The organism is Pantoea sp. sgz302252 (assembly GCF_047713085.1).
In the GTDB taxonomy this organism is placed as follows: Bacteria; Pseudomonadota; Gammaproteobacteria; order Enterobacterales; family Enterobacteriaceae; genus Scandinavium.
Genome location: NZ_JBLFJW010000019.1, coordinates 42762 through 64197 on the forward strand (window position 1 = coordinate 42762; position 21436 = coordinate 64197).

Genomic DNA, 21436 nt, shown 5'->3' on the forward strand with positions numbered 1-21436 from the left:
TATACTGCAATTGTCATCAAAATAGCCCAGGAACAGGAGTTACAATGATTGACCTTTATTACGCCCCGACCCCTAACGGCCATAAAATCACGTTGTTTCTGGAGGAAGCACAGCTGGCGTATCGCCTGATTCGTGTTGATATCAGCAAAGGCGACCAGTTTCGCCCTGAATTTCTCTCGGTGTCACCGAACAATAAAATTCCCGCGATTGTCGATCATGTCCCCGCAGATGGCGGTGCGCCGCTGAGCTTATTCGAATCCGGCGAAATCCTGCTGTATCTGGCAGAAAAAACAGGAAAACTGCTGAGCGGTGAATTACGGGAGCGCCATGTCACGCTGCAATGGCTCTTCTGGCAGGTTGGCGGGCTTGGGCCGATGCTGGGCCAAAATCATCACTTTAATCATTTCGCCCCTCAGCCCGTGCCATATGCGATTGAGCGTTATCAGGTCGAAACGCTGCGCCTTTATAACGTGCTGAACAAACGCCTTGAGACTTTCCCCTGGCTTGGCGGCGAGCATTACAGCATCGCTGATATTGCCTGCTGGCCCTGGATCAATGCCCATCAACGCCAGCGCATCGACCTGCAAAACTTCCCGGCCGTGCAAAACTGGTTTGAGCGGATTCGCACTCGCCCAGCCACTGAACGGGCGATGCAGAAGGTCGACTCGAAATAGCGTGATTTTGTTGTAATATGACTGGGATAACAACTCAGAGGAAGCCTGCAATGTCCCAGCCAGACGCCATTATTCGTATCAAAAACCTGCGCCTGCGTACTTTCATTGGTATTAAAGAAGAGGAGATAGCGAACCGCCAGGATATCGTCATTAACGTGGCAATCCACTATCCGGCAGACAAGGCGCGCGGCAGTGAAGACATTAACGATGCGCTGAACTACCGCACCATGACCAAGAGCATTCTTCAACACGTCGAGAATAACCGCTTCTCTTTACTGGAAAAATTAACTCAGGATGTGCTCAATATCGCATGCGAACATGCCTGGGTCACCTATGCTGAAGTAGAAATCGATAAACTTCACGCGCTGCGGTACGCCGATTCAGTCTCCATGACCATGAGCTGGCGTCGTTAAGCGCCTCCTGGAGGTTGCATGAAGATTCTGGTTACCGGCGGGACCGGGTTGATCGGCCGTCATTTAGTGCCGCGTTTGCTTGAAATCGGCCACCGTGTCATTGTCCTGACGCGAAGCCCTGAAAAAGCTCGCCAGCTTCTGGACGCTCGGGTAGAACTTTGGAAAGGGCTCGACGACCGGCTAAACCTGGACGGCATCGATGCGGTAATCAATCTCGCGGGCGAACCTATCGCGGATAAACGCTGGACCGAAGAGCAAAAGCAGCGGCTGTGCAACAGCCGTTGGCAGATAACTCAGCAGCTTGCTGAGTTATTCGCTGCAACAGCTTCGCCGCCCGGCGTGCTGATTTCGGGCTCAGCCACCGGGTATTACGGCGATCTCGGTGAAGTGGTTGTGACGGAAGAAGAACCGCCTCATAACGAATTCACCCACAAGCTTTGCGCGCGCTGGGAGCAAATTGCCTGTTCAGCCCAAAGCGAATCAACCCGCGTTTGTCTGCTGCGCACGGGCGTTGTATTGGCACCGTCTGGCGGGATTCTGGCTAAAATGGTGCCCCCTTTTAAATTAGGACTCGGTGGGCCTATTGGTAACGGGCGTCAATATCTGGCCTGGATCCACATCGATGATATGGTCAACGGCATTCTCTGGCTGCTCGACAACGATCTGCGCGGCCCGTTCAACATGGTGTCACCCTACCCGGTTCGAAATGAGCAGTTCGCACATGCGCTTGGCCATGCGCTAAAACGTCCGGCTATTCTGAGAGTGCCGGCAACCGTCATTCGGCTGTTAATGGGGGAATCCTCCGTGCTCGTGCTGGGGGGCCAGCGCGCACTGCCCAAACGCCTGGAGGATGCTGGCTTCGTGTTCCGTTGGTTCGATCTCGAAGAAGCCCTGGAGGATGTTTTAAAAAACTGACAGCCTGCTACGCATCTCTTCTCTGCCTCCAGTGCAACTTTTCAGTTGTGCTGGAAGGACGCTCGCAATACGAATGTTTTCCCCCCTGTATTCGCCGCAACCACGCTTGATTTCCTGCCACTACGGGTACTCTTAGCACGGAGACGCGCTGCTTTTTCACCCAAAACAACTGTTGACATGCGTCAACATTCGTATTCATAATGAGCAGGAAGACATGATGAAGGAACATCCAGACAAACATATTCGGGCAGCAATACGCTACGCAGAATCCAAAGGTTGGCACTTCACCTTCGGAGGCAAAAGTTCACATTGTTACGGACGGTTGATGTGCGGGGTTCCCTGGCATCGGGAACATATGATGAGTGTCTGGTCAACGCCCGGTAACCCGCAAAATCATGCTTACCAAATCATCCGGAAGGTAGACAGTTGCACCCCGGAATATGGCACAGAACAAGGGTGGTTGATGTGAGAAAACAGAAGGAAATAACCATGGCACTTTATAATTTTACACTGACGCTTTCAGGGGTGACATCAGACACTCCCGGTCTGGAAGATGCTTTATTTTCAGCCGGTTGTGATGATGCTCTGGTCTGTTTTTATGGCACGGCCGTGTATCTCGAATTTGACAGAGAAGCCGAAACGCTGACAACGGCCGTCATGTCCGCCATCCGCGATATCGAATTTGCCGGTCTTAATGCCCGGGTTGAATCGGTTGATTCAACTCTGGTTGGCTTAAGCGATATCGCGGAACTTGCGGGCCTGACTCGTCAGGCCATTGCCCTGCTCAAAGATGGCGCCAGAGGCTCAAGACAGTTCCCGGGCCCGGTGCAACGAGTCAAAGGCAACTCCCCTCTCTGGCACTGGCGCACGGTCGTTGACTGGCTGGCGAGAGAAGGCCGCATTCCGGCGGATTCGCCGCTGATTGCCAACGCCCACGTACTTGATAGCCTCAATCTGGCGTTACAACTTCGTGCTTCTCTCGAAAAAAATGAGGTGCTGAACTTTATGCATCAAATGGAAAACAACGAGACTGCGCGTAAAGTGCATTGACTTCAGGAGGCCACATGCCGGTTTTAACAACGCCTCGCCTCACGCTTTCATCACTGGAAGAAAGCGACTGGCCGGGCTTTCTGGCTCTCCGACAGGACCCACAGGTCATGCGGTTTATGGGGGAACAGCAAACGGAAGAAGCCATCCGGCGGAAATTTACGTCTCGCTTGCATTCAACGGTATTTGCTATTCGTAGCCCACAGTGCGCTTTTCTCGGTGATATTGGCCTAATGGTCAGCGATCGCTATCCACAAGAAGCGGATATCGGCTACGCACTGTTGCCGCAGGCACAGGGAAAAGGCTATGCACAAGAGGCACTGCAAGCCGTGTGTGACTACGGTTTTGAGCAACTCGGTTTGCAGGCCATCAACGGCTGGGTACTGGCTGAAAATGCGGGTTCTGTGGCGTTGCTGGAGAAAACAGGTTTTATCCGAACGCAAATCCTGGAGAAAGCCTTTCAGCTTAATGGCGAATGGTACGACGACTGGGTCTATCGGCGGGAGAAATAACCCCTCGCAGAGCGCGAGGGGCAAAGACTTACTTGAGCGAACCTTTCAGGAACTGTTGCAAGCGCGGGCTTTTCGGGTTGCCAAACACCTCATCCGGGTGTCCTTCTTCCTCAATGAGCCCCTGATGCAGGAAGATGACATGGGAAGAAACGTTACGGGCAAAGCCCATTTCGTGTGTGACCACCACCATGGTTTTCCCCTCTTCCGCCAGCTTCTGCATGATGCGCAGCACTTCACCGACCAGCTCAGGATCAAGTGCAGACGTTGGCTCATCAAACAGCAGGACTTCAGGCTCCATCGCCAGCGCACGGGCTATCGACACACGCTGCTGCTGACCACCGGAAAGATGCACCGGATACTTAATCTGCTGACGCTCGTCAATACCGACTTTTGTCAGGTATTTTACCGCACGCTCACGAGCTTCCTGCTTGCTAAGCCCTAACACCTGAATCGGCGCTTCCATGACGTTTTCTAACACCGTCATGTGGCTCCACAGGTTGAAATGCTGAAACACCATCGTCAAACGAGTCCGCAGCAAACGCAGCTGATTTTTATCTGCCACCTTGAGTTGCCCGTCTTTGTCGCGAATCAGGCCAATGTTCTGACCGCTCACCACGATATTCCCTTCGCTCGGTTTTTCGAGGAAGTTAATGCAGCGCAGAAAGGTACTTTTCCCGGAGCCGGACGAGCCGATAATACTGATAACATCACCAGCATTGGCCTTCAGTGACACCCCTTTCAGCACTTCATGTTCGCCGTAGCGCTTGTGCAGGTCGATTACGTTTAATTTATTGTCAGCCATGATGTTCTCAGTGTGTCGAAGACGGGTTCACATGTTGCAGCCAGCGTTTTTCCGCTTTGCGGAACAGGCTAATCAGCACATAAGAGATAATCAGATACAGGACCGCCGCAATCCCGAATGCCGTAAACGGCTGGTAGGTTGCAGAGTTAATATCACGCGCGATTTTCAGCAGATCCGGTACCGTCGCAGTAAACGCCAGCGCGGTCGAATGCAGCATCAGGATAACTTCGTTGCTGTAGGCAGGAAGCGCGATACGCAGGGCTGAAGGCAGAATGATGCAGCGATAAAGCTTCACACCCGAAAAACCGTACGCACGCGCCGCTTCGACTTCACCCGCAGGCACAGAACGAATAGCCCCTGCGAAAATCTCTGTGGTATACGCACAAGTGTTGAGCGTCAGCGCCAGCACGGTACAGTTCAGGCCGCTGCGGAAAAAGGCATTCAGCAACTCAGTCCCTTTCACAATCTCCAGCGTGTACATTCCCGAGTAGAACACCAGTAACTGCACATACAACGGCGTGCCGCGGAAAATGTAGGTAAAGAGCCAGATAGGGAACTGGATAAATTTGTTGCTTGAGACACGGCCAATCGCCAAAAACACCGCCAGAATGCCGCCCATCACCACGGACGAAATCAGCAGCCAGAGCGTAATGGCAACGCCCGTGAAGCGATAACCGTCGGTCCACAGCAGGGACTTCCAATACTCCTGAATAATCTCGATCACAGGTCAGCCCTCTTCACACCCACGGAGTAACGACGCTCCAGCAAAAGCAGCACACCGTTCGAGACCGTTGTGAACACCAGATAGATAATGCCGCAGACAATAGCGAAGTAGAACGGCTCCCAGGTGCTTTTCCCGGCGAGCTGGGTTGCTTTCACCACATCTTCCAGGCCGAGCAACGACACCAGCGCGGTGGCTTTGAGGATAACCTGCCAGTTATTGCCAATGCCCGGTAAAGCGAAGCGCATCATCGCCGGAAACAGAATACGAACGAAGGTCTGACGAGAGGTGAAACCGAAGGCCGTCGCCGCTTCAATGTGTCCTTTTGGCACGGCAAGAAAGGCCCCGCGGAAAGTCTCAGTGAAGTAGGCTCCGTAGATAAAACCAAGGGTGATGATACCGGCAATCATCGGGTCGATATCAAACTGCGCCATGCCCAGTGCATCGGTGATGCTGTTCAGCGCAATCTGCAGACCGTAGAAAATCAGCAGCATCAATACGAGGTCCGGCACTCCGCGAATCAGCGTGGTGTAAGCTTCAAAAAGCAACGCCAGCACACGATTTCCGGAGAGTTTGCCCGCCGCACCCGCCAGGCCAATGAGCACGGCCAGCACCACGGAGCTGATTGCCAGCTCAAGGGTGACCAGTGCGCCCTGTAATATGACTTGAGAAAACCCGTACAGCATTGAGCCTGTCCTGTCTGTCCACTACCGCCAGGCCCGGGAACGACGGGCCGGACGGTAAAACGGCAATGACTCGCCGTCTAATTGTTGGCAAAGAAGGAAAAAGCGTGGTTTTTCCTTCTTTGGGTTAACAGCCGAAAATCAATAAATTGATTTTCCTTATTCTCTGTTTGGTGAAATAGGACAACCCAACGTCGTAATGAGACCTGTCACTGGTCTCACGGCGATCACTCGCCGTATACGTTAAAGTCGAAATACTTCTTCGCCAGCTTGTCGTAGGTGCCATCTGCACGCATCTCAGCAAAGGCTTTATTCAGCGCAACACGCAGTTCGTTATCCTCTTTACGCAGACCCATACCGGTGCCTACGCCGAACAATTTTTCATCCTTAATAGACGGGCCGCCAAACTGATAATCTTTGCCGATAGGCTGCTTCAGGAAGCCTTCGCTTGCCGCCACTTCATCCTGGAAAGCGGCGTCGATGCGCCCGGCCGTCAGGTCAGCATAGATATTGTCCTGCCCTTGATAGGAGACAATTTCGATACCTTTTGGCGCCCAGTGCTCGTTACCGTAGGTTTCCTGAGTGGTGCCTTGCAGCACGCCGACACGTTTGCCCTTCAGCGTGGCCAGGTCCGGTGTTACCGGGCTGCCCTTTTTCACGACCAGACGGGAGTCGGCGGCATACAGTTTGTCGGTGAAGGCAATTTGCTGCTGGCGTTTTTCCGTGATTGACAGGGAGGACATAATGGCGTCGATTTTCTTCGCTTGCAGCGATGGGATCAGCGCATCCAGCGGGTTCTCAATGAAGGTACATTGCGTTTTAATCCGCTTACACAGCTCTTTTGCCAGATCGATATCAAAACCAATCAATTCCCCCTGCGCATTTTTCGATTCAAAGGGGGCATAAGTCGGATCGGTACCGATGCGAATTTTCTGCGGAATGGCTGCGAATACGGTAGAAACGCTGGAAAGTGCCAGCATAAGAGAAAGAGACAACGCCAGTTTTTTCATCACTATCCTCAACAGACTGTCATTTAACGGGTAATCAGAAGTATCGAGGGGTTATCGTGCCACCTTTTATGCGGGTAAGGCAAAAGGTTATGCGGTTCGGTACGCACTTTTTTGCATTAAGAATGCTTAACTATGCAGTTGCGCACCGTTTTGGTGCGGGTTTTGCACCACAAAAAAGCATCCCCACATTATGTCACACATGTATAGATAACCACTCAGCCCGAAAGGCCCGGTTTCCCGGGCCGACAGCCTTAGTCACCGTAGACGTTAAAGTCGAAGTACTTCTTCGCCATCTTGTCGTAGGTGCCATCTTTGCGCAGCGAGTCGAATGCTTTGTCGAACGCGGCCTTCAGCTCAGTATCGTCTTTACGCAGACCGACACCGGTACCGTCACCGAAGTATTTTTTGTCTTTAACGGAAGGGCCGGCGAAAGCGTAATCTTTACCCGCTGGCTGCTTCAGGAAACCTTCACTGGCTGCCACTTCGTCCTGGAATGCAGCATCCAGACGCCCGGCCGCGAGGTCAGAATAAATCAAATCCTGGTTCTGGTAGGCCACCACGTCGACACCCTGGCTACGCCATTTGTCGTTGCCGTAAGTTTCCTGAATGGACCCTTGCAGCACGCCAACGTGCTTACCTTTCAGTGAGTCGATGGTTGGCACAATCGGTGAACCTTTGGCGGCAATCAGGCGTGAATCTGCAGCGTAGAGTTTTTCGGAGAAGCCGATTTCCTGCTGGCGTTTTTCAGTGATCGACAGGGAAGAGATGATGGCGTCGATTTTCTTGGCCTTCAGAGAAGGGATAAGGGAGTCGAAATCACTGCCCACCCAGGTGCATTTCACCTGCATGCGTTTGCACATTTCGTTGCCCAAATCGATATCGAAGCCAACGAAATCGCCCTTCGCATCCTTAGAGGAGAAGGGTGCGTAAGTGGCATCTGTCCCGATGCGAACCGTCTGCGGCAGCGCGGCGAATACGCTGGATACACTGCCCATCCCAAGCATTAAAGAGAGAGCCAGAACCGTCTTCTTCATACATTACCCTTAAGTGTCGTGATGCAGTTGCGTGTTATGTGTAGTCGATATTGTGTGTTGCAGACCAGCCCTGCACGTTTTATGCCACTTAACAGGCTGCTCAAAAAATCAGCGCTAAATGTGTTAATGAATAGTTGCGGAGTTGTCTTAAGAATGAAAGATAACAGCAACGACGGATAAACCGCAGCGCTAAACGGTGAAAAAGGGGATTAAATGTTGAGGATTTGATCGCGATTACAAAATCGCCCACTGCCCGGGCATGCACCAGGAAGATGCACTATTTTAGTGCGGGATTTAAGCGCCCTGCCAGCGGGTGAAAAGATCTTCGGGAAGTTCAATATCAAACTGGTCGAGAACCCGGTTAACCGTCTGATTAATGACATCATCTAACGTTTGCGGGCGGTGATAAAACGCAGGAACCGGCGGCATAATGACTGCACCAATCTCAGCGGCCTGAGTCATCAGGCGTAAATGGCCCAGATGCAGCGGTGTCTCGCGTACGCAAAGCACCAACGGGCGGCGCTCTTTCAACACCACATCCGCTGCTCGCGTCAGTAATCCGTCGGTGTAGCTGTTCACAATGCCGGAAAGGGTTTTTATCGAGCAAGGCAGAATCACCATTCCCGCCGTCTTAAACGAACCGGACGAGATTGTCGCCGCGATATCACGGGCATCATGCACCACATCCGCCAGCGCCTGTACTTCACGTAAAGAAAGAGGCGTTTCCAGAGCCAGCGTCTGACGAGCGGCCTGGCTCATGATCAGATGCGTTTCAACGCCGACGACATCACGCAATACCTGCAACAAACGCACGCCATAAATTGCGCCGCTGGCACCGGAAATTCCAACAATGAGTCGTTTCACTCTTTCAGCCCTTTTCACGTGAGGAAGCAAACTTTGCCGGATTATGGTGCAAGACGCAACCTGACGGGTGACAAATCCCCGGATGTGCTTTCGCGAATCACCAGTTTCACCGGCAGGAGCAGATTTCGGTCGTTTCCTTCGCTATGCAGTAGCTGAAAGGCATCCCGGCCCAGCTCACGTTTATCTATCGAAACAGTGGTTAATGGCGGGTGAGCCCAGCTTGCCGCATCGATGTCATCAAACCCAATGATGGCGATGTCTTCTGGAACACGTAGCCCCTGTTGTGCACAGACACGCATAGCGACCAGCGCAGCCATATCGTTATAAGCAAAAATAGCGTCTGGCGGCTCAGGCAGCGCCAACAGCTTTTCCATTCCGGCAATGAGGACCTGCTCAATATCCTTCACCGGTGGAGCCTCAACCAGATAGTCATCAGATAAGGTCATTCCGGCATCAAACAGGGCCTGCTGATAACCCTCGACGCGCTGCCGAATACTGTAATGGCGCTGTGAATGCCCGAGAAAAACAATACGCTTGCGACCGAGTTCAATCAGGTGTCGCGTCGCAACAAAGCCGCCGTGATAATTATCAGGATTAACGCAGGGAAAATCCGCTGCCCATAAATCGGCTAGCGCCACAGGCAAGGCTGTTTTGCGTAATTCCCCCAGAATTTCAGCTTCAAGATAGCCCGCACAAATCAGCGCGTCCGGCTGATGGAGTGCCACCAGCTCGGGTATCGAATCGCAAGGACCTATCGGCTGGAAGCTCATAGCGACATCATTTTCCCGGCAAGCATCTGCCACACCCAGCATGACCGTTGAGTAAAAAGGAAAGGCACTGGCGATGTTGTGTTCCCGGTGCATCAGGAAAAGTAAACGCTTAATCCGTCCGCTGCGCAAACGGGTAAAGTCATAGCCTTCCGCTTGTGCAATAGACAAGATCTTCTGACGAGTCTCATCACTCAACCCCGGCTGGCCTTTGAGCGCCCGGGAGACTGCCCCAATCGACACCCCGCTCGCCGCTGCGATATCTTTAATTCTGATTTTCTTCGCCATACACCCTGTTTCCTGAACCCCCTTCCCCCTCAAGTATATGGGATTTTTTTACTAAACATAAATCTCTGTTAGCCCAGTTTCTCGCCTTTAAACAGTCGTGATGTGATTCACATCACCAATTAAAAATTATTTATAGTAAAAATTAAGATCAAATTCACACCAAAAGCACATCACCCTGTACCAGACAAAGCGTCCAGAACTACTCTCATGATCAATTATTTTTACTAAAAATAGTCAGAGATAAGCCGTAATGACTTCCTGCTAACGACGACTGAAAACGGGTGAGGATAGGCTATGGCAATTGCCGATAATTTGGACAGCGATGTGCAACTTCTTGAGCCGGGAGAAACACTCTCGACTCGCGAAAAAATAGGTTACGGGTTGGGTGATGCAGGCGGACACTGCATCTCCGATTTGATCAGCGGTTTTTTACTCTTTTTCTACACCGATATCTTTGGGCTCAGCCCGGCCATCGTCGGCGCAATGTTCCTGATCCTGCGTATTTTCGACGCCATCTCCGATCCCGTGATGGGCGTGATTGCTGACAGAACCCGCAGCCGTTGGGGACGTTTTCGCCCCTGGCAACTGTGGATTGCGGTTCCGCTTGGGGTAATCGGCGTACTTACCTTCACCGTACCGGATCTCAGCCCTGACCTGAAAATCGCGTGGGCATTTGGCACCTACTTGCTGTTGTCCGTTGGCTACACGGCCATTAACGTGCCCTACTGCGCGCTGATCAATGCCATGACAAACCGGCACGACCAGGTCATGTCCTGCCAGTCCTGGCGTTTTGTTTTGAGCGGCATCGCCGGTTTTCTGGTGTCGGTGGGCCTGCCGTGGATGGTGGAATTTTTTGGCAAAGGAAACCTGGCGAAAGGCTATCAATATGGCGTCACCGTGCTTTGTACTGTGGGCGTGGTGATGTTTTTGTTGTGCTTCTTCTGGGTCAAAGAGCGAGTCCCCGTCTCACTCGCCGGGCAGTTTACTTTACGCCAGCATCTGCAAGGCCTGCGTAAAAACGATCAGCTTTTAATGATGCTGGTGATGTCGTTCCTGCTGGTGAATATTCTGTGTATTCGCGGCGGCGGTTACATGTATTTCATCTCTTACGCTCTGCACGGAAGCGCCGGGTTTATGTCGCTGTTTTTCGCGATTGTTACCGTAGCCGCCATCCTCGGGGCCATCATCGTCAATCCACTCTCACGCCGTATCGACATGGTGAAGCTCTACTTCTTCACTAACCTTCTGCTGGCCGCCTTTGGCGTGGCAATGTGGTTTTTGCCGACCGGCCCGCAGCACCAGACTTTGTGGCTGGTCTGTATTTTCATCAACAATGTGGTGCTCGGGTTCACCCTCCCTCTTCACTTTTCGATCATGGCTTTTGCGGATGATTACGGCGAGTGGAAAAACGGCGTGCGCTCATCGGGCATGAACTTTGCCTTCAACCTGTTCTTCATCAAGCTCTCATGGGCCTCCTCTGGCGGCATTATCAGCCTGATCCTTATCCTGGTTGCCTACCATCCAGGGCTTGCGAATCAGACCGCAGCCTCCATTCAGGGCATCACCGCCCTGCAAAGCCTGGCTCCTGCGATTTTCCATCTGGCTCTGGCACTCTGCCTGCTCAAATGCCGACTCAACGGCCCGATGATGCAGCGCATTTCCTTCGACCTTCGCCAAAAATATTCACACCAATCTTGAGGTTAACAGCATGTACTCTGAAGTGATTGAAGCCGATCTGAAGCACATCAACGTCACCGACCCCTTTCTGGGCGAATACCAGCGGCTGATCCGCGATGTCGTCATTCCTTATCAGTGGCAGGCTCTCAACGATGAAATCCCGGACGCCGAACCCAGTCATGCTTTAGCCAATTACCGTATCGCCGCAGGGAGAGAAAAAGGTGAGTTTTACGGCATGGTTTTCCAGGATAGCGATGTCACTAAATGGCTGGAAGCGGTTGCCTGGTCGCTGCTGCAAAAGCCGGATGCGGTTCTGGAAAAGACCGCAGACGAAGTCATAGAACTGTTAGCGCAAGCACAATGCGAAGACGGTTATCTCAACACCTGGTACACCGTGAAGGAGCCAGGCCAGCGCTGGACGAATCTGGCAGAGTGCCACGAACTCTATTGCGCAGGCCATCTGATAGAAGCCGCTGTCGCCTTCTTTAACGCGACGGGTAAAGGCAAATTACTGGACATTGCCTGTCGTTTTACCGATCACATCGATACCGTTTTTGGGCCTGATAACGGCCAGCTACGCGGCTACCCAGGGCATCCTGAAATAGAGTTAGCCTTGATGCGCCTGTTTGAAGTGACGCAAGAACCGCGCTATCAGTCGCTGGCCCATTTTTTCCTTGAGGAGCGAGGCCGTCAACCGCACTACTACGACGCTGAATTCGAGAAACGTGGCGGCACCTGGCACTGGGATAACTGGGGCGATGCGTGGATGATCAAAGATAAAGCTTATACCCATGCTCACAAACCGTTGGCCGAGCAGGATCAGGCTGTCGGCCATGCCGTCAGATCTGTCTATCTGATGACAGGTCTTGCCCATATCGCGCGAATGACCCACGACGAGGAGAAACGCCAGGCCTGCCTGCGCATCTGGAATAACATGGTGCAACGGCGGATGTACATCACCGGTGGGATTGGCTCGCAGGGGATCGGGGAAGCTTTTACCAGTGATTATGATTTACCGAATGATACGGCTTACGGCGAAAGCTGTGCCTCTATCGGCCTGATGATGTTTGCTCGCCGGATGCTGGAAATGGAAGGTGATGCCCACTACGCAGATGTGATGGAACGCGCCTTCTACAATACCGTGTTGGGCGGCATGGCGCTGGATGGCAAACACTTCTTCTACGTGAATCCGCTGGAAACACAGCCAAAAAGTATTCCGTTTAACCATATTTACGACCATATAAAACCCGTTCGCCAACGCTGGTTCGGCTGCGCCTGCTGTCCTCCGAACATCGCGCGCACGCTGGTCGCTATTGGGCACTACATTTTCACCCCTCGCCCGGATGCGCTATTTATTAACTTCTATGCAGGAACCGACGCTCGATTCCAGATTTCCGCAGGCGAACTGGCGTTAAAGATTGAGGGGAATTATCCATGGAGCGGCCAAATATCTGTCACTATCACCAACGCTAGACCTGTTGCTCATACGCTGGCGCTGCGTTTACCCGAGTGGTGCCCGACACCCAACATTCAGGTGAATGGCGATAAGGCTCAGGGTGAACGACTCAAAGGTTATCTGCATGTGACCAGACAGTGGCAGCAGGGAGATATCATCACCCTGGATTTGCCGATGCCGGTAAAAAGAGTGTATGCAAATGCCAAAGTGCGCCATAACGCAGGGAAAGTCGCCGTCCAGCGCGGGCCGCTGGTGTATTGCCTGGAGGAAGCGGATAACGGCTCTGAGCTGCACAATCTTTCCCTGCCTAAAGTGAGTGATTTCCATGAGCAACCCGGCAATGGCGTGCTGACAGGGAAAATCATCTTAACCGCGCAGGGTTTGCGCTTGCCTACAGCGCCGGAAGACCAGCCGCTCTACAGTTTCGATACTCGCCAGACCAGCACAGAGGCACAAACCCTGACGTTCATTCCCTGGTTTAGCTGGGCTAACCGTGGGGAGGGCGAAATGCGAATCTGGGTTGACGAAGCCTGAATGCGAGACACAAAAAAGCCCGCATTTTCGCGGGCTTTTTTCGAAGACGGGTATTAGCCTTCGTTATGCATCTCAAGGTTTTCCACTTCGTTCTGACGTTGCAGGGCTTTCGTGTCGTCATTACGCAGGGCATCGAGATAATCGAGGTATTGCTGGTTCACGTCTTTGGTGACGTACACGCCGTTGAAGACTGAGCATTCAAACTGCTGAATGTCCGGGTTTTCGGCACGTACTGCATCAATCAGATCGTTGAGATTCTGGAAAATCAGGCCGTCGGCACCGATTATCTGGCGGATCTCATCCACTTCACGCCCATGAGCAATCAGCTCGGTTGCGCTTGGCATGTCAATGCCGTACACGTTCGGGAAGCGAATCTCGGGTGCCGCTGAGGCCAGGTACACTTTTTTCGCCCCTGCTTCACGCGCCATCTCGATAATCTGTTCGGAGGTGGTACCACGAACGATGGAATCATCAACCAGCAGCACATTCTTATCACGGAACTCAGCACGGTTGGCGTTCAGTTTGCGGCGTACCGATTTACGGCGCAGCTGCTGACCCGGCATGATGAACGTGCGGCCAACGTAGCGGTTTTTCACAAAGCCCTGGCGGTACGGTTTTTCGAGGATACGAGCAATTTCCAGCGCGATATCACAGGAGGTTTCGGGGATCGGGATAACCACGTCGATATCCAGGTCTTCCCACTCACGAGCAATTTTCTCGCCGAGCTTTGTGCCCATGTTCACGCGAGCGCTGTAAACGGAAATTTTATCGATGAATGAATCCGGGCGCGCGAAGTAAACATACTCAAACAGGCAAGGATTGCTGACCGGGTTGTCCGCACACTGACGGGTAAACAGCTGGCCTTTTTCGGTAATGTAGATAGCTTCACCCGGCGCAACGTCACGCAGGAATTCGAAGCCCAGCGTATCCAGCGCCACGCTTTCGGACGCCACCATGAACTCAGTGCGCCCATCACCCACGTCACGTTTGCCCAGCACCAGCGGACGAATACCGTTCGGGTCGCGGAAGGCAACCATACCGTGGCCGATGATCATCGCTACACAGGCGTATGCCCCGCGAATCTGACGGTTCGTCGCAGCAATCGCGGCGAAAATGTTGTCAGCTTCCAGCGGATAGTGGCGGAAATTGTCCAGCTCGCTGGCAAAGATGTTGAGCAGGATTTCGGAATCGGAGGTGGTGTTAATGTGGCGGCGTTTTTCTTCGAACAGCTTTTTACGCAACTCGTGGGCGTTGGTCAGATTGCCATTGTGGGCAAGCGTAATACCATACGGGGAGTTGACGTAAAACGGTTGTGCTTCAGAGGCACTGGAGCTGCCCGCAGTCGGGTAACGGACGTGGCCGATGCCCATATTGCCCTGCAGGCGCTGCATATGCACGGCGCCAAATACATCGCTCACCAGGCCGTTGGCTTTACGCAAACGGAAGCAGTTGTTTGCATCGATGGTGATGATGCCTGCGGCATCCTGCCCACGGTGCTGAAGCACCGTTAACGCATCATAAATCGACTGGTTTACCGGCATAACACCGGCGATACCGACAATACCGCACATACGTCATTTTCCTCGTTCAGTACTACCCAAAGCTTATGCTTTGGGCAAGAAACTTGACGAGCTTTGCAGATAGTCAAAGAACATTCTGATGACGACACTGAACTGGGGTATGAGCTGCGACTTCTGCCAGTCTTCACCCTTCGAAAACGTGGTAAAGGTGTCGAGGAAGAACAGTATGGCGGCGACGATCAACACCCCACGCAGCGCACCAAAGCAAATTCCCAGCACCCTGTCCGTTCCGGACAGACCCGTTTTTTCGACCAGCGCACCGATAACATAGTTAACGATAGCACCCACAATGAGCGTCGCGACAAACAGCACCGCGATAGCAATCCCGTTTCGAACCAGTTCGTCTTCAAAGCCCGTAAACCAGACAGACAGGTAAGTGTAGTAATGACTGGCAACAAAGAAAGCACAACCCCAGGTTACCAGTGACAATGCTTCACGAACAAAGCCGCGGATAAGGCTTACCAGACAGGAAAAACCAATCACCGCAATAATGGCGTAATCAATCCAGACCATAGTTGTCCCACGATTTTACGCCCTGTCGTCCAGTTCGGGGCGCATTCTAACAGAAAAAGAAAACGTTTGCGTAGGGATTTCCTGTCCCCGCGTAAATAAAAATGGCGCTGAAAAAATGTTCAACGCCACCTGCGCTTTTGGCCTTATTGAGGACCATTTAGCGCTCATCGAACATTCTCGATGCTGTCCCCAGTCCCCATGATGTTGCCGGGCGGCACGCTGTTTGCCCGGCCTACAAACGAAATCACCTGTAGGCCGGATAAGCGTAGCGCCATCCGGCAATTCAAAATCAGTTAGGGGTATATCCCATCACCACACCGTTCAGACCGGACAGTTGCTTCAGTTCGCCAAGCGATCCTTTCATCTTGTCTTTTGAAGCATCTGGCCCCACCAGAATACGGGTGATTTTTCCCTGCACTGGCGTAGAAGGCACGGTAAAGACCCGATACCCGCCGCCGCGCAGTTTACCCACAATCTCATTGACCTTATCGGCGTTTTTCAACGCACCCAACTGCACAACGTAGGCTTTGCCTGTCGGCGCTGGCTTCTCTTCCGCGACCGGCTTCTGTTGAGCAGGCGGAGGCGCTTCTGTCGCAGCAGCCAGTTGCTGACTGGTGTTGTCACGCTGCGTTTTGGTTTGCGGCTGAACCTGCGGTTTTGGCGCGACGACTTTCGGCTTCGGCGGCTGTACCGGCTGGCCGTTGTCATCAATCTCATTTCCGCCATTATTGGCCGCAAAGCGCGATGCATCAAGCGTTGGCGCCGCCGCATCACCCGCCCTCACCTCTTCTGCTGCGCCTTCAGGAGGCTGAGCAGGCAAAGCCTGGGTCACGGCTGGCAGCATATCGGGTTCATCGCGGTCGCCGGGTTTAGGGACCAGCGGGATCGCCGCAAACTCATCCTGATAATGCTTTTTCTGACCGTCCAGCAGCCCCGGAAGCACAATCACCCCCAGCGCCACCAGCGCAATGGTTCCGACTAAACGATTTTGAAACTTACTCGCCACCGGTTTTCCTCGCGTCCATCTCTTCCATTACATGAGCCACCGTGTGGAACGAACCACACACCAGTACCGTATCTTCCGGACGGGCCTCTGCCATCGCGGCATGCCACGCCTGCGCTACAGTGGCATAGACTGCACCCTCGCGCAAATGTTCCACCAATTGTTCCGCTGTTGCGCCGCGCGGGCCTTCCAGCGGGGCGCAGTACCAATTGTCTACGACCTCAGAGAGGCACGTCAGGGTACCGGCAATATCTTTATCATGTAGCATACCAATCACCGCGAGCGTGCGCCCACGAGCAGGCTGCATTTTCAGACGTTCCGCCAGCCAGGCCGCTGCATGAGGGTTATGTGCCACATCAAGGATAAGGCGCGGTGAGTCGCTCACAATCTGGAAGCGCCCCGGCAAAATGGCATTCTTGATACCCTCACGAATCGCCGTTTCACTGACGGCCAGGCCACTCGCACGCAATGCCGCCAGCGCTGTCGCGGCATTCGGCTGTGGAACTTGCGGTAACGGCAGGCCGTTCAGCTCGCCGTCGGCATCTTTAAACGCCCAATCGGTATCATGGGCGGTATAGTGCCAATTTACGTCGCGACGCAGCAGCTGAGCACCTTTCTCATTCGCGACATCAGCAATGCTTTGCGGCATATCTGGCTCACCCACTACGGCAGGTTTTCCACCACGGAACACGCCCGCTTTCTCGCGACCAATGCTTTCGCGATCTGGCCCCAGCCAGTCAGTATGATCAAGCGCAATGCTGGTCACAACGGCCACATCAGCATCCACAATATTGGTCGCATCCAGTCGCCCGCCCAGCCCCACTTCGAGGATAACCACATCCAGTTGTGCCTGTTTAAACAGCCACAGTGCAGAGAGCGTGCCGAATTCAAAATAGGTCAGGGAGACTTCACCACGCGCTTTTTCGATTTCAGCGAAAGACGCGGTATGGGCAGACTCTGCAAGCTCTTTCCCCTCAACACGCACGCGTTCGGTGTAGCGCACCAGATGCGGAGAACTGTAGACGCCAACCTTGTAACCCGCGGCCGTCAGCACAGACTCCAGCGTGCGGCAGGTGGTGCCCTTGCCGTTGGTTCCCGCCACCGTAAACACAAACGGCGCTGGTTTCAGCACACCCATGCGCGCGGCAACTTCGCTAACACGCGCCAGACCCAGGTCGATGGTTTTGGTGTGCAGATGTTCCAGATAAGAAAGCCACGTGGCGAGAGGCGACGTGGCGATTGGCGTAGTTTCTTTTTCCATGATGCCCGCGACTGTTAACGGTTAACACAAGCAAAAAGGGCAGCGCCGTCTGGCCCTGCCCTTTTCATTTATCAGGCCTCAGGTTCCTGATCCGGTACCGGCGGTACCGCCACGGCTTCGCGCGGCTCTTCCGGGTTTGGTGCCGGGAGATTCATCAGCTTCGCCAGAATGCTGGCAAGCTTGAAACGCATCTCAGGACGGCGAACGATCATGTCGATCGCACCTTTTTCAATCAGGAACTCACTGCGCTGGAAGCCCGGCGGCAGTTTTTCACGTACGGTCTGTTCGATAACGCGAGGACCGGCAAACCCGATCAGCGCTTTTGGCTCAGCAATGTTGAGATCGCCCAGCATCGCGAAGCTTGCCGATACGCCACCCATGGTTGGGTCGGTCAGTACGGAGATGTACGGCAGACCACGTTCCTGCATTTTCGCCAGCGCAGCGGAGGTTTTTGCCATCTGCATCAGCGACATCAGCGCTTCTTGCATACGGGCACCACCGGAAGCGGAGAAACAAACCATTGGGCAGTTGTTTTCCAGCGCGTATTCAACGGCACGGACAAAACGCGCGCCGACGACAGAGCCCATTGAGCCGCCCATAAAGGAGAACTCAAAAGCTGCAGCGACAATTGGCATGTCAAACAGCGTGCCTTTCATCACCACCAGCGCGTCTTTCTCGCCCGTTTCTTTCTGCGCAGACGCCAGGCGGTCTTTGTATTTTTTGGAGTCACGGAACTTCAGCAGATCTTTCGGCTCAAGCTCGCTACCCAGTTCCACCAGTGAGCCTTCATCCATCAGGCTATGCAGGCGATTACGCGCCGACATACGCATATGATGGTCACACTTAGGGCAAACCTCCAGGTTGCGTTCCAGCTCGGCACGGTACAAGACCTGGCCGCAGCTGTCACACTTGGTCCATACCCCTTCAGGAATGCTCGCCTTACGGGTGGGGGCTATGTTGCTTTTAATTCGTTCAATCCAGCTCATTGATAACCTTTCTGCCTGAACCTGGTCGATACCAGTTTTTGCTGTAAGCGGCGAATAATGCCATTTTTAGGGCTTACAGACCATGAAATGTTGCACATTAAAACATAAGAGACCTGAACATGGGATAAAAAAGTGGTCGAACCGGTGACACTTCTCCCCTGTTCAGGTTCTGTGGTTATTTAGCCTGTTTCGCCGCCGCACGCTTGTGGCGGATGATTTCAATCACCCCAGGCAGAATCGACACCACAATAATGGCGACAATCAGCAGTTTCAGATTTTCTTGCACAATCGGCAAGTCACCGAAAAGATAGCCCGCGTAAGTAAACAGCAGCACCCACAACAGCGCGCCAATCACGTTGTAAGCCGCAAAATGACGATAAGACATGCGTCCCATTCCCGCGACAAACGGAGCAAAAGTTCGAACGATGGGCACGAAACGCGCCAGGATAATGGTCTTGCCGCCGTGCTTCTCGTAAAACTGGTGGGTTTTATCCAGATAGCTGCGACGGAAAATTTTGGAGTTCGGGTTGCTGAATAGCTTCTCACCGAACAGCCGACCGATAGTGTAGTTCACCGCATCGCCGACAATCGCGGCGATAATCATCAACACCACCATCATGTGAACGTTCAAATCGTTGGAAGGCAACGCCGCGAGCGCACCAGCCACAAACAGCAGCGAATCACCAGGCAGGAACGGTGTCACCACCAGCCCGGTTTCACAGAACAAGATCAAGAACAAAATAGCGTAAACCCAAACGCCGTACTGAGCGACCAGCTCGGCGAGGTGCACATCAATATGCAAAATAAAATCAATCAAAAAGCGAATGAGATCCATAGTGGCTTAACCTTATGTGACTGCAATCAGTCCGCTAAAAATAGCGGGCCCATAGGCGGCTTGGGAAGGTCGAACCGTTCCGGGTAATCTACCGACACGAGATACAACCCTTCCGCTTTTGCCGTTGCTGCCGCCAGCGTTCTGTCCTTCGCGGCCAACAGCTCTGCAATCCAGCTCTCTGGCTGGTTTCCGGCGCCCACTTCCATCAGGCTGCCCACAATATTCCGCACCATATGATGAACAAAAGCGTTAGCTTTGATATCCACCACCACATATGCACCGTAACGTTCAACGTTAATGTGCATCACGTTTCGCCATGGCGTGCGCGACTGGCACTGCACGGCCCGAAACGAGGTAAAGTCATTCTCACCAAGCAGGCTTTGCGCTGCACGTTGCATACGCTCCGCATCCAGCGGCTGGTGATAATGCGTCACGCCCTGACTTAACACCGCCGGACGCAGACGATGATTGTAGATGACGTAGCGATAACGGCGTGCGGTCGCACTGAAACGTGCGTGAAAATCGTCGGGCACATGTTTCACCCAACGCACCGCGATGTCTCCAGGCAAATTCGCATTTACCCCGAGCGTCCACGCCACATCTTTACGGTCGGCAGTCGTTTCAAAATGCACGACCTGACCGGTGCCATGAACGCCTGCATCGGTACGTCCTGCGCAAAGCACATTGACAGGCTCATTCGCCACTTTAGAGAGCGCTTTTTCAAGCTTCTCCTGTACGCTGCGCACTTCGTTTTGACGCTGCCAGCCGTAGTATTTGCTGCCGTCGTACTCGATACCGAGCGCGATTTTAAAGCGTGGCAGCGATTCCACTTCAGACATCAGTACATATGCTCCTGAACCAGTTTTTCAGCGATTTTCACGGCCATCAGCGCGCCGCCGAAGCGAACGTTATCTGCGACAGACCAGAACTGAATTTGCTCTGGCATGCCGTAATCGTTTCGGACACAGCCCACAGACAGATGCGCACTGCCGGAAGCATCGCCCACCTGAGTCGGGAACTCCTGCTCTTCAGACAGCGTGATATCTTCAGCACGAGCAAACGCATCGCGAGCTTCTTCTGCCGCCAGCGGACGCATTGCTTCAAAGCTCACCATCTGCGCATGGCCGTAGAACACCGGCGCGCGCACACAGTTTGCCGAAATCATCAGCCCTTCGTCCTGCAGGATTTTTCGAGTTTGTTCCACGATGCGACGCTCTTCTGCCACGCTGCCTTCGCGATCGGGCAGCATCGGCAATACGTTGAATGCCAGCTGTTGGCCGAAGAAATCGTCTTCATCAACAGGAATGCCATTCAGCAATTTGGCGCTTTGGCCTGCCAGGGCATCCACCGCTTTCTTGCCCTGCGCAGAAGCCGACATCAGGTTAGTGACGCTGATACGCGACAGGCCGCCCACATCAATCAGGGGTTTCAACGCCACCAGCATCTGGCTGGTCAGGCTGTCCGGTACGGCAACAATATTGCGATTACGGTATTCATCCAGCACAAACGGGTTCACTTCCGGTACAACCAGCGGCACGTCAGGCTCAAGCGCGAAAAGCCCGCTCAAATCGATAACCAGACAACCTGCGTTGGTCGCGTCATCAATATAAGTTGCAGAGGCTTCTGCACCTGCGGCAAAGAACGCTAACTGCACCTGGGTCCAGTCAAATTCAGCAACATCCTGCACGCGCACGGTTTTCCCTTCGAAGCGCAGAGACTCGCCCGCGCTTTCACTACGCGCCAGACCATAAAGGTCACCCACCGGGAACTGACGCTCCGCCAGCGTTTCAAACAGAGCATGGCCTACAGCGCCCGTTGCGCCCAGTACGGCAATATTCCAGCCTTCAGACATGGTGGTTTA

Annotated in this window: 23 protein-coding genes; 8 read left to right on the forward strand and 15 right to left on the reverse strand. The window is 53.4% G+C overall.

Annotation, left to right across the window (positions count from 1 at the left end):
* The first annotated feature begins 44 nt into the window (after positions 1 to 44).
* The 6 genes from yfcG to ACLW56_RS15205 all read left to right on the forward strand — a co-directional run bounded on the left by yfcG (position 45) and on the right by ACLW56_RS15205 (position 3561).
* On the forward strand, positions 45 to 674 hold the full coding sequence (gene yfcG, locus ACLW56_RS15180; RefSeq protein ID WP_330984587.1) for a GSH-dependent disulfide bond oxidoreductase: 630 nt from the start codon (positions 45 to 47) through the stop codon (positions 672 to 674).
* A gap of 50 nt (positions 675 to 724) precedes the next feature.
* Entirely contained in the window at positions 725 to 1087 is a 363-nt protein-coding gene (folX, locus tag ACLW56_RS15185; RefSeq protein ID WP_330984588.1) for a dihydroneopterin triphosphate 2'-epimerase, read from the forward strand.
* A gap of 18 nt (positions 1088 to 1105) precedes the next feature.
* Positions 1106 to 2002 (forward strand): TIGR01777 family oxidoreductase, encoded by an 897-nt coding sequence (locus tag ACLW56_RS15190; protein WP_330984589.1) that lies wholly within the window; start codon positions 1106 to 1108, stop codon positions 2000 to 2002.
* A gap of 217 nt (positions 2003 to 2219) precedes the next feature.
* A complete protein-coding gene (locus tag ACLW56_RS15195; RefSeq protein ID WP_330984590.1) occupies positions 2220 to 2471 on the forward strand; it encodes a hypothetical protein in 252 nt (83 codons plus the stop codon).
* A 20-nt stretch (positions 2472 to 2491) separates the two neighbouring features.
* Complete coding sequence (locus tag ACLW56_RS15200) at positions 2492 to 3052, forward strand: DNA-binding protein (protein WP_330984591.1); 561 nt, start codon at positions 2492 to 2494, stop codon at positions 3050 to 3052.
* Positions 3053 to 3066: 14 nt separating this feature from the next.
* Positions 3067 to 3561: a GNAT family N-acetyltransferase gene (locus ACLW56_RS15205; protein WP_330984592.1), complete on the forward strand. Its 495-nt coding sequence runs from the start codon at positions 3067 to 3069 to the stop codon at positions 3559 to 3561.
* A 28-nt stretch (positions 3562 to 3589) separates the two neighbouring features.
* Here ACLW56_RS15205 and hisP read toward each other — a convergent pair whose 3' ends face one another.
* The 7 genes from hisP to ACLW56_RS15240 form a co-directional block, all read right to left on the reverse strand.
* Positions 3590 to 4363 carry a histidine ABC transporter ATP-binding protein HisP gene (hisP, locus tag ACLW56_RS15210; RefSeq protein WP_330984593.1) on the reverse strand — a complete coding sequence of 258 codons (774 nt, stop codon included), beginning with the start codon at positions 4361 to 4363 and terminating at the stop codon, positions 3590 to 3592.
* A gap of 7 nt (positions 4364 to 4370) precedes the next feature.
* A complete protein-coding gene (locus ACLW56_RS15215; RefSeq protein ID WP_330984594.1) occupies positions 4371 to 5087 on the reverse strand; it encodes an ABC transporter permease in 717 nt (238 codons plus the stop codon).
* Positions 5084 to 5770 (reverse strand): histidine ABC transporter permease HisQ, encoded by a 687-nt coding sequence (locus ACLW56_RS15220; RefSeq protein WP_330984595.1) that lies wholly within the window; start codon positions 5768 to 5770, stop codon positions 5084 to 5086. The genes ACLW56_RS15215 and ACLW56_RS15220 overlap by 4 nt, the downstream gene beginning before the upstream one ends.
* A 224-nt stretch (positions 5771 to 5994) precedes the next feature.
* Positions 5995 to 6777 carry a histidine ABC transporter substrate-binding protein HisJ gene (gene hisJ, locus ACLW56_RS15225; protein WP_330984596.1) on the reverse strand — a complete coding sequence of 261 codons (783 nt, stop codon included), beginning with the start codon at positions 6775 to 6777 and terminating at the stop codon, positions 5995 to 5997.
* A gap of 251 nt (positions 6778 to 7028) precedes the next feature.
* Positions 7029 to 7811, reverse strand: coding sequence for a lysine/arginine/ornithine ABC transporter substrate-binding protein ArgT (gene argT / locus ACLW56_RS15230; RefSeq protein WP_330984597.1), 783 nt, complete (start codon positions 7809 to 7811; stop codon positions 7029 to 7031).
* Positions 7812 to 8105: 294 nt separating this feature from the next.
* On the reverse strand, positions 8106 to 8675 hold the full coding sequence (locus tag ACLW56_RS15235) for a UbiX family flavin prenyltransferase (protein WP_330984598.1): 570 nt from the start codon (positions 8673 to 8675) through the stop codon (positions 8106 to 8108).
* Positions 8676 to 8716: 41 nt separating this feature from the next.
* Positions 8717 to 9730, reverse strand: coding sequence for a LacI family DNA-binding transcriptional regulator (locus tag ACLW56_RS15240; RefSeq protein ID WP_330984599.1), 1014 nt, complete (start codon positions 9728 to 9730; stop codon positions 8717 to 8719).
* Between the two features lie 294 nt (positions 9731 to 10024).
* On the opposite strand from ACLW56_RS15240, the gene ACLW56_RS15245 reads away from it, so the two are divergent.
* Positions 10025 to 11428 carry an MFS transporter gene (locus tag ACLW56_RS15245; protein WP_330984600.1) on the forward strand — a complete coding sequence of 468 codons (1404 nt, stop codon included), beginning with the start codon at positions 10025 to 10027 and terminating at the stop codon, positions 11426 to 11428.
* A 10-nt stretch (positions 11429 to 11438) separates the two neighbouring features.
* Positions 11439 to 13397, forward strand: a complete 1959-nt coding sequence (locus ACLW56_RS15250; RefSeq protein WP_330984601.1) for a glycoside hydrolase family 127 protein — start codon at positions 11439 to 11441, stop codon at positions 13395 to 13397.
* 53 nt (positions 13398 to 13450) lie between these two features.
* On the opposite strand, the gene purF is transcribed toward ACLW56_RS15250, so the two are convergent.
* The 8 genes from purF to ACLW56_RS15290 all read right to left on the reverse strand — a co-directional run bounded on the left by purF (position 13451) and on the right by ACLW56_RS15290 (position 21427).
* Positions 13451 to 14968, reverse strand: coding sequence for an amidophosphoribosyltransferase (purF, locus tag ACLW56_RS15255; RefSeq protein WP_330984602.1), 1518 nt, complete (start codon positions 14966 to 14968; stop codon positions 13451 to 13453).
* 33 nt (positions 14969 to 15001) lie between these two features.
* Positions 15002 to 15490: a colicin V production protein gene (gene cvpA, locus ACLW56_RS15260; protein ID WP_330984603.1), complete on the reverse strand. Its 489-nt coding sequence runs from the start codon at positions 15488 to 15490 to the stop codon at positions 15002 to 15004.
* Positions 15491 to 15779: 289 nt separating this feature from the next.
* Complete coding sequence (dedD, locus tag ACLW56_RS15265; RefSeq protein ID WP_330984604.1) at positions 15780 to 16496, reverse strand: cell division protein DedD; 717 nt, start codon at positions 16494 to 16496, stop codon at positions 15780 to 15782.
* Entirely contained in the window at positions 16486 to 17754 is a 1269-nt protein-coding gene (gene folC, locus ACLW56_RS15270; RefSeq protein ID WP_330984605.1) for a bifunctional tetrahydrofolate synthase/dihydrofolate synthase, read from the reverse strand. Before folC ends, dedD begins: the two co-directional genes overlap by 11 nt.
* Before the next feature lie 71 nt (positions 17755 to 17825).
* On the reverse strand, positions 17826 to 18740 hold the full coding sequence (gene accD, locus ACLW56_RS15275) for an acetyl-CoA carboxylase, carboxyltransferase subunit beta (RefSeq protein WP_330984606.1): 915 nt from the start codon (positions 18738 to 18740) through the stop codon (positions 17826 to 17828).
* A gap of 175 nt (positions 18741 to 18915) precedes the next feature.
* Positions 18916 to 19575 (reverse strand): DedA family protein, encoded by a 660-nt coding sequence (locus ACLW56_RS15280; protein WP_330984607.1) that lies wholly within the window; start codon positions 19573 to 19575, stop codon positions 18916 to 18918.
* Between the two features lie 26 nt (positions 19576 to 19601).
* Positions 19602 to 20414 carry a tRNA pseudouridine(38-40) synthase TruA gene (gene truA, locus ACLW56_RS15285; protein ID WP_330984608.1) on the reverse strand — a complete coding sequence of 271 codons (813 nt, stop codon included), beginning with the start codon at positions 20412 to 20414 and terminating at the stop codon, positions 19602 to 19604.
* Positions 20414 to 21427 (reverse strand): aspartate-semialdehyde dehydrogenase, encoded by a 1014-nt coding sequence (locus ACLW56_RS15290; RefSeq protein WP_330984609.1) that lies wholly within the window; start codon positions 21425 to 21427, stop codon positions 20414 to 20416. Before ACLW56_RS15290 ends, truA begins: the two co-directional genes overlap by 1 nt.
* Between the last annotated feature and the right edge of the window lie 9 nt (positions 21428 to 21436).